The following is a 12,139-nucleotide window of genomic DNA, read 5'->3' as shown; positions in this document are numbered from 1 at the left end:
GTGATCAGTCCACCGTCACGTAGTCGGGGCCGGAGTAGCGGCCGGTGGCCAGCTTCTGACGCTGCATCAGCAGGTCGTTGAGAAGCGAGGAGGCGCCGAAGCGGAACCAGTGGTTGTCCAGCCAGTCCTCGCCCGCGGTCTCGTTCACCAGGACGAGGAACTTGATCGCGTCCTTGGTGGTGCGGATGCCGCCGGCGGGCTTCACACCGACCTGGACGCCGGTCTGCTGCCGGAAGTCGCGTACGGCCTCCAGCATGAGCAGGGTGTTGGCGGGGGTGGCGTTGACGGCGACCTTGCCGGTGGACGTCTTGATGAAGTCCGCCCCGGCCAGCATGCCGAGCCAGCTCGCCCGTCGGATGTTGTCGTACGTCGACAGCTCGCCCGTCTCGAAGATGACCTTGAGGCGGGCCGCCCCGGAGGCCTCCTTCACGGCGACGATCTCGTCGTACACCTTCATGTACCTGCCCGCGAGGAACGCCCCACGGTCGATGACCATGTCGATCTCGTCGGCGCCGGCGGCGACCGCGTCACGGACGTCCGCCAGCTTGACGTCGAGGGCGGCGCGGCCGGCCGGGAAGGCGGTGGCGACCGAGGCGACCTTGACGCCGGAGCCCGCGACGGCCTCCTTGGCGACGGCCACCATGTCGGGATAGACGCAGACCGCGGCCGTGGTGGGGGTCGTCCGGTCGGTCGGGTCGGGACGGGCCGCCTTCGCGCCGAGCGCCCGGACCTTGCCCGGGGTGTCCGCGCCTTCCAGCGTCGTCAGGTCGACCATCGAGATGGCGAGGTCGATGGCGTACGCCTTGGCGGTCGTCTTGATGGAACGGGTGCCGAGCGCGGCGGCGCGCGCCTCCAGGCCGACCGCGTCGACGCCGGGCAGCCCGTGGAGGAAGCGGCGCAGCGAGGTGTCGGACGAGGTCACGTCCGTGAGTGCCTGCGCTGCCGTGGGTGCAGGTGCATTGGTGGGCATGGTCACCAGACGAGCATATCTACGCGCGTAGCGGGTGTACACCCCCGGAAGTCCTTTCGGGGGCGCCGCAGGCCGTCGCCCCGCGTGGGCTCCGCGTGGGCACCGCGTGGGCTCCGCGTGGGCACCGCGCGGGAGCCGCGCGGGCTCCGCGTGGGAGCGGGCCGCGGTCGTCGGGCAGAATCGGGGCCATGACGAGCCCGGAAGACCAGGAACCAGCGCGCCGGCCCTCGGGGTCCTCGGAAACGCCGAAGACGCCGGAGGTGCCGGAGACGCCGGAGATCTCGGAGACGTCCGGGGTGTCCGAGGCGTCCGGGGTGTCCGGGGCGTCGGTCGTCCCGGGTGTCGAGACCAAGGACCGCATCTACCGGTCGCCCGCCGGCATCGTCGGTGGCGTGCTGCTGCTGGGGCTGGTCGGCTGGCTGGGCGTCGACGCGATCGTCGCGGGCGAGGGGCGCACGCCGTGGCTGGCGCTGGCGGTGCTGATCCTGGTCGTGCCGCTGACCGTCGCCCTCACCCTGCGGCCCGCCGTGTACGCGGGCGAGGACCGGCTGCGGGTGCGCAATCCGTTCCGGGTGATCGTGCTGCCCTGGGGGCAGGTCGCCGCGCTCCGGTCCGGCTACTCCAACGAGGTCGTCGCCGCGTCGGGCAAGAAGTTCCAGCTGTGGTCCGTCCCCGTCTCGCTGCGGGCGCGCAAGCGCGCGACCCGGCAGGAGACCCGCGCGAGGGCCGAGCAGCGCGACGGCCGGACCGCCTCCCGGAGCGCCGACGGGCTCGGCGCACTCGGCGGCTTCGGCGGCGGCGGCGGTCGCGCGCGGGCCGGCCGTGCCGTGCCGGACGGGCCCGCGCGTGCCGAGACCGACCGGGTCATGGACGAGCTCCGGCAGCTGTGGGAGGCGCACGAGAAGGACGAGAGCGCCCAGGGGGAAGTGACCGTGCGCTGGGCCTGGGAGATCCTGGGACCGGCCGCGGCCGGGGCCGTGGTGCTGGGGATTCTGCTGGCTGTGGGGTGATCGGGGGACCGGAGGGTGATCGGGAGGGGACTTCCCCGGTCACAGGTTCATCGGTCATCATCGGCGCTCGCCCCGGTCGCCGTGCCGGCCTTCCTGCCGGGGCCCGTGGGTTGGGGGAGCGATGAGTACGAATTCCGGTGGGGTGCTGCGGCTGCCCGATTCGGCGATACCGGACGGCTGTCCGTCCTGGGACGCCGAGCAGGCGGAGCGCTGGACGCGGGCGCTGCCCCCGCGCTGGGTGCCTGTGCGGGCGCGGCTCTCGGCGGTCGTGCCGCTGCTGCTGCTGGCCGTGCCCGGCGCCGGTCTGCTGAGCGCGAACGGCGCGCTGCCCGCGTGGGGCGCGGCCCTGGTCGCCCTGCACCTGGTGTGGCTGGTGCTGCGGCCCGAGGCGGCCGCGGTCCTCGCGCCCGTCGCCCTCGTCGTGGTGCTGGCGCTCGGGGATCTGCACCCGGGTCTGCGGTGGGGGCTCGCGGTCGCGCTCGTGGGGGTCTGGGCGGCCGTCTGGCTGCGGCTCGCCGCGCGCAGGCGGCAGCGGGCGGAGGGCCTTGCGGCCGCCGGCGGTGCGACCGCCGTGGTGTCGGGGACCATGTTCGGACGGGTGGAACGCGGCACGTTCCTGCTGTGGTGCGGGCTCGTGACGGTCGTCGCCGGCGGGGTGCTGTACGCGACCGCCGACCTCTGGGGCGGTGTCGACGACCGGCAGGCGACCCCGGGGGCCGCCTGGGGCCTCGCCGGGCTCGGCCTCACCCTGCTGGTCTCCGGGGCCCTGGGCCGCCGCCGGGCCCTCGCCCTGCGGGGAGTGCCGGTCCCGGTGCTGCGCGTGCTCCTGCGCGAGAACAGCGAGGTCGACACCGAGGTCTTCGCCGCCGACGACATCGCCGCGCTGCGGCCCCTGTTCACGGTCGCCACCTCCGAGCTCGACGACTCGACGGACGACGGCGACGACGATGAGGGCGGCGATGACGATGACGGCGATGACGACGAGATCCGGGACCTGATCGAGCGGGTCGACGCCGGGCGGGCCGGGCCGTTGCGGGAGGGCGTGATGTACGGCGTCCCCTACGACGGCGCCGAGATCGTGTTCGTCGCCGCCTCGGAGGAGGCCGGTGAGCCGCCCGTGGTGGAGGCGTCCGTGGGGCCCGTGCGGCCGATGACGGCGGGCGCGGTCCGGCGGACGGTCCGGGAGGAGAAGCGGAAGGCCGGTCACGAGGCTCATGACGAGGCGCTGCGCCGGGCCGCCGCCGCGGCCGTCGCCGAGGGGGCCGGCGGGGGGACGCCGGTGGAGGTCCGGCACTGGCGTGCGGGGTGGGCCGACCGGTTCGCCGTCGTGGTGGGGGTGCTGTACGTCGTGACCCTCTGGGAGTCCGGGTGGTGGGGGTTCGTCTACGGCCTCGCGCTGACCCTGCTCGCCGCCCTGCTGCTGCCGCGCCGGCTCGCCTGGCGGATCACCGCCGACCGCGAGGGCCTGTGGTTCAACGGCTTCCGGGAGACCCGGCACATCGCCTGGGACCACATCAGGATCGTCCGGTGCGAGGGTTTTCAGCTGCGGATCGACAGCAAGCGGGCGTCGTTCGAGGAGTGGACGGTGGCCTCGCCGCGTTGGCGGTGGCTGGAGCGCAGGCTCGGCAGGACCCACCCGTACGAGCGCGCGGCCGCCGAGATCTCCGCGATGTGGCGGGAGCCGGCGCTGCGGCCGGTCGGTGTGGGGGACGACCGGCAGCGCGGGCGGCTGCTGTGGCCGATCGGGGTCGTCATCGGGGCCGTGGGCGCGGCGGCGGTGTTCCTCCTGGCGTGACGGCTCGCGGGCTGCGCGGGGCGGGGCAGGCGCCGGGCTTCCCGTGCGGGGAGCCCGGCGCGGTCGGGTCCGGGGGTCAGCCCACGACGTCGACGAAGGCGCCCGGGGAGAGCGCGGGCGCGGTGCTCGCCGTGCCGGCGTAGGACCACCGGTAGGTGCCGTCCGTGTATGCGCGGACGGTGGTGGAGAGGGCGCCGCCGGCAGTCGTCGAGACGGTCTTCAGGGTGCAGAAGGAGCTGCTGCCCTTCGGGCGGAACTGGAGCTGGACGGCTTGTCCCGCCTCGGCGGGCACGGATGCGCCGGTCGCCCAGCCGGCGTGCGTCACGCCGCCCGTGAGGGCGACGGTGCGGCCCCACTTCACCCGGGCGGGAGTGGCGGCGACGGTCGCCCGGGACTCGCGCAGCACGCTGAAACCGGCCGCGGCGTCGAGGAACTCGGCGTCGCCGTCGGCGCCGATCGCGTAGGCGCTGACGCTCCATGCGCCGGCCTGTGCGTCGGTGGCCGGGGCGGTGCCGGGGGCGAGGGTGAAGGTCAGGGTGCAGGTGCTGGTGGTGTCGGTGGTCGGGCCGCAGGCCGCGGCCGGGGCCACCTTGGCGTCCGGGGCGGCGAACGAGCCGTGGTAGAGGGTGGCGTTGATCTGGTCGAGGCCGGTCGGGTCGGTCGCGGTGACCTCGACGGTGACGGTTCTCGCGCTCGTGCCGACGACGACGGGACGGCCGTCGCCCACGACCACACCGGTGACGTCGGTGTCGCCGAACTGCTCGTCCGCGTGCGCGGTGGGAACGGCGAGGGCGGACAGGGCCACGACGCCGCACGCGGCGGCGACTGCGGAGTAAATACGCATGAGAAATCCCCAATGGTGAAATGCGAATTCCGTGGTCGGTTGTCATGAAAAGAAATATCGGGTGGGACGATTCGGTGGAAAACCGAAGGGGAAACTCGGTGCAAATTCCAGTGGGCCTGGCCGCCACCTAGGCGTGCCGTGGGACCGCCGTGGGGAATACACCCACTCCTGTCGTTTTCTGTCGATCGGTGTGTGAACTAGGGGCAACTTTCGAGTGAAAACAGTCGAACCTGTTGATCTCCTGTCGCGTTCCCCTCACTAGCCTGCGGGTGCCGTATGAGGCGGCGAACCAACGTCGACTCGTGCGGCTTCCTGATATGGGGATACAGGAGTGGGGATGGATGTCGGCAAGAATGGGGGGCGCGGCCGCACCCGGCACGCGCTGTCAAATAGATATAGGTGCAGACGGCACTTACTCGTGGAGACTGACCGCCACGAACGGGCGGGTGATCGCCGTGGCCGCGAGAACGTACCGGGACTACGGCGAGTGCCGAGCCGCTTTCGAACGGACCTGCGCCGACGTCGGGAAGATGGCCGGCGCGGTGCACCACACCACCGAGGGCAGCGGCTGGGTCTGGCGGTTACGTGACCCCGTCGGCGGCGTCGTGGCGGTGTCCTCGCGTGCCTACGAGCGGCACTCGACCTGCCAGGCGGCGTACGAGCGGTTCCGGGCGCTGCTGGCCGACCTCGGATCGGGCGGGGTGATTCCGTGGGGGGACGCCGAGTGAGCCGCACCGGCGGGTGAGTCGCACGAGCGAGTGAGTCGCATGGGCGACTGAGCCGTATGAGCGAGTGAGCCGTACGAACAGCTGACGGATCGGCCGTCGGCCAGGGGCAAGGGACCGCCGCCCGCAAGGGTTCGGACCCTTGCCCTCTCCTGTCTGTCCCCTCCTGTCGCCGCGTTCACGTCAACATCGGAAGTTGCCCCGCGGGGGCGTCTCGTTCACGTTCAGGTCTACACGCGTCCATCCCGCCTCAGAAATGTCGTCATGTGTGACGACGCGAATCATCGAGCGGTCCGTGGCCCCCGCGGACGACCCTCCCAGACGCCTGTACCCAGACCAGGGCGTACCGGACCGTGTGTTCCGGGGCGTCCTGCGCGGTGGCGGCACGCTCGTGCTCGCGATCATGCTGCTCGTCGGCGGCTTTCTGACGTATCGGGCCTGGCAGGCGCTGTCGGTCGCGAAGTGGGGCTTCGTCACCACCGAGGCGTGGGAGCCCGAGGGCGGCAACTTCGGCATCGCGGCGGTGATCGTCGGAACCCTGCTGATCGCCATGGTCGCCATCGTGTGCGCGGTACCGCTGGCGATCGGCACCGCGCTGTACATCTCCGAGTACGCGCCGCCGCGGATCCGCCAGACCCTCATCAGCGTCGTCGACCTGATGGCCGCCGTGCCGTCCGTGGTCTACGGCCTGTGGGGGCTGTTCTTCTTCCAGGGGCACGTGGTCACCCTGTCCCGCTGGATCTCCACCTACTTCGGGTGGATCCCGCTGTTCAGCGTCGACGGCGCCGACCCGACGGACCCGCTCGCCACCGCGACGGTCTTCACCTCCTCCACCTTCATCGCCGGCATCGTCGTCTCCCTGATGGTCGCGCCGATCATCTGCTCGGTGGTGCGGGAGGTGTTCTCGCAGGCCCCGGTCGGCGAGCGGGAGGGCGCGTACGCGCTCGGCGCGCACCGCTGGGGCATGATCCGCAGCGTCGTCCTGCCCTTCGGCAAGGGCGGCATGATCGGCGGCACCATGCTGGGCCTGGGCCGGGCGCTCGGCGAGACCATCGCCGTCTACCTGATCATCTCGCCGGTCTTCGCGATCCAGCCGCACATCCTGCAGAACGGCACCAGCTCGGTCTCCTCGCTGATCGCCCTGCGCTACGGCGAGGCGACCGACCTCGGCATGTCGGCGCTGATGGCCGCCGGCCTCGCGCTCTTCCTGATGACCCTCGTCGTCAACTTCGCCGCTTCGTCGATCGTCGCCCGCAGCCGTTCCGGCGCGACGAGCGACTCCTGAGGAGACCGAGCCCCGATGACCGTCACCGCTCCGCAGAGCCCGCCCGGCGACCGGGCCGCGGCCACCGAGCTGCCCGCCCGCAGGACCGGCGGCAGGTCGACGCGCGAAGAATCGCGCCGCAACCTGGCCACGCTGCACGCCACCGACGTGTACGCGCTGCTGGGCGCCGGCGCCGCCGCCCTCGCCGTCACCTGGCTGCTGTTCGACCGGATGCTGCCCTTCAACGGCACCCTCGGCTTCCTCGTCGTCGCCTACGTGCTCTTCGTCGGCCTCTACGCGCTGCTCGTCTCCTTCGACGAGGACGGGCCCGCCGTCCGCGACCGGGTGGCCGCCGTGATCGTCCAGAGTCTCGGCCTGGTGATGCTCGCCGCGCTGGCCTTCGTGGTCGTCTACACCCTCTACGAGGGCCGTGAGGCGCTGCCGCACCTGAACTTCTACACGCAGTCGATGGCCGACGCGGGGCCGGTGGAGCCGCTGAGCGTCGGCGGCATCCTGCACGCGATCGTCGGGACGCTGTGGCAGATCACCATCGCCCTGGTGATCTGCATCCCCACCGGGCTGGTGTGCGCGGTCTTCCTGAACGAGGTGCCGGGCCCGTTCAGCCGGTTCGTGCGCACCATCGTCGAGGCGATGACCGCGCTGCCGTCCATCGTGGCCGGTCTGTTCATCTACGCGACGATCATCCTGGGCCTCGGCTTCGACCGGTCCGGGCTCGCCGCCGCGCTCGCGATCTCCGTGATGATGCTGCCGATCGTCATCCGCGCCTCGGACGTGGTGATCCGGCTGGTCCCGGGCACGCTGCGGGAGGCGTCCTACGCGCTCGGCACCTCGCGCTGGCGCACGGTCTGGCACGTGGTGCTGCCCACCTCCCGGTCCGGGCTCACCACGGCCGTCATCCTCGGCACCGCGCGCGGGGTGGGCGAGACCTCGCCCGTCCTGCTGACCGCCGGCTTCACCGCGGAGCTCAACACCGACCCGCTCAAGGACCCGATGGTGTCGCTGCCGCTGGCCGCCTTCGAACTCGTCAAGTCCCCCGAGCCCTCCTACATCGCCCGCGGCTTCGGCACCGCGGCGGTCCTGCTGATGCTGGTGCTCGTCCTGTTCGTGATCGCCCGGGTCATCGGCGGCCGCGGGCCGGGCCGGCTGACCCGACGTCAGGAGCACCGCCGGGTCAGGAGGTCCCGCCGCGACGCGCAGCGCTTCGCCGCCCGCGGGACCGCCGGCGCCGCTTCGGCCGGCGCCGCGGCCCGTTCCGTATCGACCGGTTCCGTATCGACGAGGAGCACCACGTGATACCCGCACCCGTCCGTCGTCCGCGCGCCCTGCGTGTGTACCAGGCGTGGGCGCTGGTCGTCGCCCTGGTCTGCGCGCTGCTGGCCCTGCATCCGCCGGGGGCCGAGGCCGCGAGCTATGTGAAGATCAGCGGCTCCGGCTCGACGTGGAGCGCCAACGCCATCGAGCAGTGGCGCCGCAACGTCCGCCAGCAGGGCATGACCGTGAACTACTCGTCGGTGGGCTCCACGGTCGGCCGGACCCAGTTCGCCAACGGCACCTCCGACTTCGGCGTCTCCGAGATCCCCTACGGGCTCACCGAGTTCGGGTCGACGGACTCCCCGCCGGAGCGCGACTACGCCTATATGCCGATCGTGGCCGGCGGCACGTCGTTCATGTACAACCTGAAGATCGGCGGAAAGCGGGTCACCAACCTGCGGCTGTCCGGGGACGTCCTCACCAAGATCTTCACCGGCAAGCTCACTATGTGGAACGCGGCGGAGATCAAGGCGGACAACCCCAAGCTGGCCCTGCCGGCCCGCCGGATCGTCCCGGTCATCCGCTCCGACGGCTCGGGCACCACCGCGCAGTTCACGCTGTGGATGTCCAAGCAGCACTCCGCGCTCTGGAACGACTACTGCCGTCGGGCGGGCAAGCCCACACCCTGCGGTCTGACCTCGTACTTCCCGAACATCCCGGGCTCCGGTTTCGTCGCCCAGTCAGGTTCGCTCGGCGTCGCGGGCTACACCAAGCAGCCGCAGGCCGAGGGCGCCATCACCTACGTGGAGTACTCGTACGCCACGAACGCGGGCTTCCCGGTGGCCAAGGTCCTCAACAAGTCCGGCTACTACGTGGAGCCGACCGCCTCCGCCGTGGCGGTCGCGCTGACCAAAGCCAAGATCAACAACGACCCGCGCTCCGCGAACTACCTGACCCAGAACCTGGACACCGTCTACTCCTACAGCGACCGGCGCACCTACCCGCTGTCCAGCTACAGCTACATGATCATCCCGATCAAGGAGGAGATGGACTTCACCAAGGCCAAGGGCGCCACGCTGAGCGCGTTCAGCAACTACTTCCTGTGCGAGGGCCAGCAGCAGGCCGACCGGCTCGGCTACTCGCCGCTGCCGATCAACCTGGTCGAGGCGGCCATGGAACAGGTGCGCAAGATCCCCGGCGCCCAGGCGGAGAACATCAACATCAGCAAGTGCAACAACCCGACGTTCTCCAGCGACGGGACGAACCTGCTGGCCAAGAACGCCAAGTACCCGCAGGCCTGCGACAAGAAGGGCTCCGACCAGTGCGCCGCCGGCACCGGCGGCGCCAGGACGCCCACCACGTCCTCCGGCAGCAGCGGAGGCAGCGCCTCGGGCGGCTCCGGTTCCACCGGCGGCACGACCGGCGGCTCGACCGCGACGGGCGGTTCGGGGACGACCGGTTCGGGCGGCGCCACCGGCGGCACGACCGGCGGCACGACCGCGGCGGGCGGCACGACCGGCGGCACGGTCGTCGACCCCGACACCGGTGAGGTGCTCGGCGCGGACGGCGGCACCGGGGACACCTCGGTCGCCGCGAGCCCGGTCTCCCTCGCCTCCGGCGACGCCCTCGGGCTGCGCACCGCGCTGATGGCGCTGTCGGCCGTCCTGCTGCTCGGCGTGGTCGTGGGACCGCCGCTGATCGGCCGGCTGATGTCCAACCGGACGCGCCGCAACGGAGGTTCGGCATGACCGCCCTGTTCCGGCCGGCGGCCGTGTCCCGGTCGCGTGTCGTCGCCGCCGTGGGCGCCCTGGTGGCCGGCCTCGTGCTGGCCGTGCTGCCGGTGCCGCCCGCCACCACGCCCGCCGCGGCCGCGGACGGCTCCGCGGTGACGGTGACCGGGAAGCAGGGCAAGTACGACGACTTCTCCGGCCTGAAGGTGACGGTCCACCAGACGAAGAACCTGCGCACCCAGGGCGTCCAGGTCACCTGGGAGGGCGGCACGCCCACGACGACCGACACGGCGTTCTGGACCAACTACCTCCAGATCATGCAGTGCTGGGGCGACGACGCGACCGGCCCCACACGCGAGAGTTGCGTGTACGGCGGATCCGGGATCCCGCTCCCGGGCACCGGCGTGGACGGCCGCTCGATCCCCGCGGGGGCCGACCTCGACGAGACGCAGTACACCGGCCCCGGCGCGTTCGTCCCGTTCCGCCCCGCCGGCGACTTCCCGCCCACCACGACCCCCAACGACAAGACCTACTTCGGTCCGCTGGACACCAACGAGCAGCCCGCCAACCGCACCTTCGCGGGCGGCGAGGGCGAGACGACCTTCGAGGTCCAGGACGGCATCCAGGCGCCCCACCTGGGATGCGGACTGAACACGGCGCCCACCGGGGCCACCCCCGTGCCCCGGTCGTGCTGGCTGGTCGTCGTGCCGCGCGGCACGCACAACGCCGACGGCACGGACGTCACACGGCCGGGCCAGGACGGCACGATCGACGGCTCGCCCCTGTCCACCACGAACTGGGCCCAGCGGCTGGTGGTCAAGCTGGACTTCCTGCCGGTCGACGAGTTCTGCCCGGCCGGCCAGCCGGAGCGGCCCACGGCCGGCTCGGAGCTGGCGACGGACGCCGTCACCTCCTGGCAGCCGAAGCTCTGCGCCTCCACCGGCAGCACCTTCGCCTTCACCCAGGGCGGCGAGGAGCCGGCCCGCACCCAGGTGCAGGCCACCACGGCCGAGACGCCCGTGCTCGGCTTCACCGTCGATCCGGTGGCCCCGTCGGAAGGCGCGCCGAAGGTCGTGCACGCGCCGGTGGCGGTGTCCGGGCTGACGATCGCGTTCTTCATGGAAAGCGCGTCCGGCGTGGTGCAGGAAATGAAACTGACACCGCGGCTCGTCGCCAAGATGCTCACGCACTCCTATGTCAAGGACGTGACGCTGACCCTGCCGAACCCGCCGGCCCATCTGGACGGAAATCCGCTGTTCTTCAACCAGGACCCGGAATTCAAGGAGCTGAATCCTGAATTCCCGGCACTGAGCGGACAGCCGTCGAGTCTCATGGTTCCGCTGCAGAGTTCCGACACCACCCGGATCGTCTGGAACTGGCTCCAGTCGGACCAGGAGGCCCGGGACTTCCTCGCCGGTCAGCCGGACCGCTGGGGAATGACGGTGAACAGCTACTACAAGGACATGAACCTGGCCGCGGCCACCTCGCTCACCGACTTCCCCAAGGTGGACCCGACCACCTCGCCGGCCGTCGCCAACAGCGATCCGCCCCTCACCTACGCGGTGACAGACCTCGACCCGTACACGGCCGACCTGCACGACGCCGCGCTGCGCACCCGCCGCGGGAACAACAACAGCACCGTCAAGTGGGAGCCGGGGAACAACGCCCCGCCCAAGCTCGCCAACGAGGTGCCGTGGTCGGGCCGGCACGCCGTGATGGCGATCGTCGACACCGCGTCGGCGGAGCGCTACGGACTCAAGACGGCGGCCCTGCGCAACGCGGGCGGCGCCTTCGTGAAGCCCACGGCCGACACGCTGACGGCCGCCGTCGGCCGGATGCAGCCGTCCACCGTGGACGCGACCGTGCTCAAGCCCGATCCGGCGCTGGCCAAGGGGCAGGCGTACCCGCTGACCGCCGTCGCCTACGCCGCGGCCTCGCTGAACCAGGACGCCAAGGCCCGCCAGGCGTACGCCAGGTTCATGAGGTACGCGGCCGGAGCCGGCCAGACCCCGGGCCTGTCCGCGGGCGAACTGCCCCCGGGCTACGCGCCGCTGCCGGCCGAGCAGCGCACACAGGCGCAGACCGCCGCCACCGCCCTGGAGCGCGGCGCGACCACGACCGACCCGTCGTCCGACCCGTCCGACACCGGCACCGACTCCGGGACCGACAGCGCAGGCACCTCCTCCGGCGCGGACACCGGGGGCGCGGCCACCGGTGGAACCGGCGGCACGGACAGCTCCGCCACCCCCGCGGCCGGTGCCGCGGGCGGCTCCGGCGCGCCCTCCGCGGGGCCACAGGAAAACGTGGCGAATACCGCCGGCGGAGTCACTCCTAAAGACGTACTGGGAATTATCCGCTGGGTTCTCCTGGTCGTTCTGTTTATCGGCGGAGCGGCCGGACTTTCCGGTCCGATAATGCTGCGCCTTGCCCAACGGCGGTCCCCCTAGGGGGCGCTTAGGAAATCTCCGCTTAACCTTTCCCTCATGGGCAGTTCGTTGGCCATCGGGGAGGAATCCTGGAAATGTACGC

At 71.8% G+C, this 12,139-nt stretch carries 9 protein-coding genes; 7 read left to right on the top strand and 2 right to left on the bottom strand.

Annotated features, from left to right (window positions below; genetic code table 11):
* Nucleotides 1–4 precede the first annotated feature (4 nt).
* Complete coding sequence (gene deoC, locus ACWD4O_RS04965) at nucleotides 5–970, bottom strand: deoxyribose-phosphate aldolase (protein WP_451277746.1); 966 nt, start codon at nucleotides 968–970, stop codon at nucleotides 5–7.
* 188 nt (nucleotides 971–1,158) lie between these two features.
* Between deoC and ACWD4O_RS04960 the strand changes: the two genes are divergently transcribed.
* Both ACWD4O_RS04960 and ACWD4O_RS04955 read left to right on the top strand, forming a co-directional pair.
* Nucleotides 1,159–1,980, top strand: coding sequence for a PH domain-containing protein (locus ACWD4O_RS04960; RefSeq protein WP_451277477.1), 822 nt, complete (start codon nucleotides 1,159–1,161; stop codon nucleotides 1,978–1,980).
* A 121-nt stretch (nucleotides 1,981–2,101) separates the two neighbouring features.
* Nucleotides 2,102–3,775 (top strand): hypothetical protein, encoded by a 1,674-nt coding sequence (locus tag ACWD4O_RS04955; RefSeq protein ID WP_451277475.1) that lies wholly within the window; start codon nucleotides 2,102–2,104, stop codon nucleotides 3,773–3,775.
* A gap of 76 nt (nucleotides 3,776–3,851) precedes the next feature.
* Here the strand turns inward: ACWD4O_RS04955 and ACWD4O_RS04950 are convergent, their stop codons facing one another.
* A complete protein-coding gene (locus ACWD4O_RS04950; protein ID WP_451277473.1) occupies nucleotides 3,852–4,619 on the bottom strand; it encodes a calcium-binding protein in 768 nt (255 codons plus the stop codon).
* A gap of 455 nt (nucleotides 4,620–5,074) precedes the next feature.
* On the opposite strand from ACWD4O_RS04950, the gene ACWD4O_RS04945 reads away from it, so the two are divergent.
* The 5 genes from ACWD4O_RS04945 (at nucleotide 5,075) to ACWD4O_RS04925 (ending at nucleotide 12,057) form a co-directional block, all read left to right on the top strand.
* The gene (locus tag ACWD4O_RS04945; RefSeq protein ID WP_451277471.1) at nucleotides 5,075–5,347 is read left to right on the top strand and encodes a hypothetical protein; all 273 of its coding nucleotides are present in this window, start codon (nucleotides 5,075–5,077) and stop codon (nucleotides 5,345–5,347) included.
* A gap of 265 nt (nucleotides 5,348–5,612) precedes the next feature.
* Nucleotides 5,613–6,629 (top strand): phosphate ABC transporter permease subunit PstC, encoded by a 1,017-nt coding sequence (pstC, locus tag ACWD4O_RS04940; protein WP_451277469.1) that lies wholly within the window; start codon nucleotides 5,613–5,615, stop codon nucleotides 6,627–6,629.
* 15 nt (nucleotides 6,630–6,644) lie between these two features.
* Nucleotides 6,645–7,922: a phosphate ABC transporter permease PstA gene (pstA, locus tag ACWD4O_RS04935; protein ID WP_451277467.1), complete on the top strand. Its 1,278-nt coding sequence runs from the start codon at nucleotides 6,645–6,647 to the stop codon at nucleotides 7,920–7,922.
* Nucleotides 7,919–9,628, top strand: a complete 1,710-nt coding sequence (gene pstS, locus ACWD4O_RS04930) for a phosphate ABC transporter substrate-binding protein PstS (RefSeq protein ID WP_451277465.1) — start codon at nucleotides 7,919–7,921, stop codon at nucleotides 9,626–9,628. The genes pstA and pstS overlap by 4 nt, the downstream gene beginning before the upstream one ends.
* Entirely contained in the window at nucleotides 9,625–12,057 is a 2,433-nt protein-coding gene (locus ACWD4O_RS04925; protein WP_451277463.1) for a hypothetical protein, read from the top strand. Before pstS ends, ACWD4O_RS04925 begins: the two co-directional genes overlap by 4 nt.
* Nucleotides 12,058–12,139 lie beyond the last annotated feature (82 nt).

Source organism: Streptomyces sp. NPDC002623 (genome assembly GCF_053592635.1).
The sequence above is the reverse complement of the archived record's forward strand: the minus strand, read 5'-3'. Positions and strand labels throughout refer to the sequence as shown.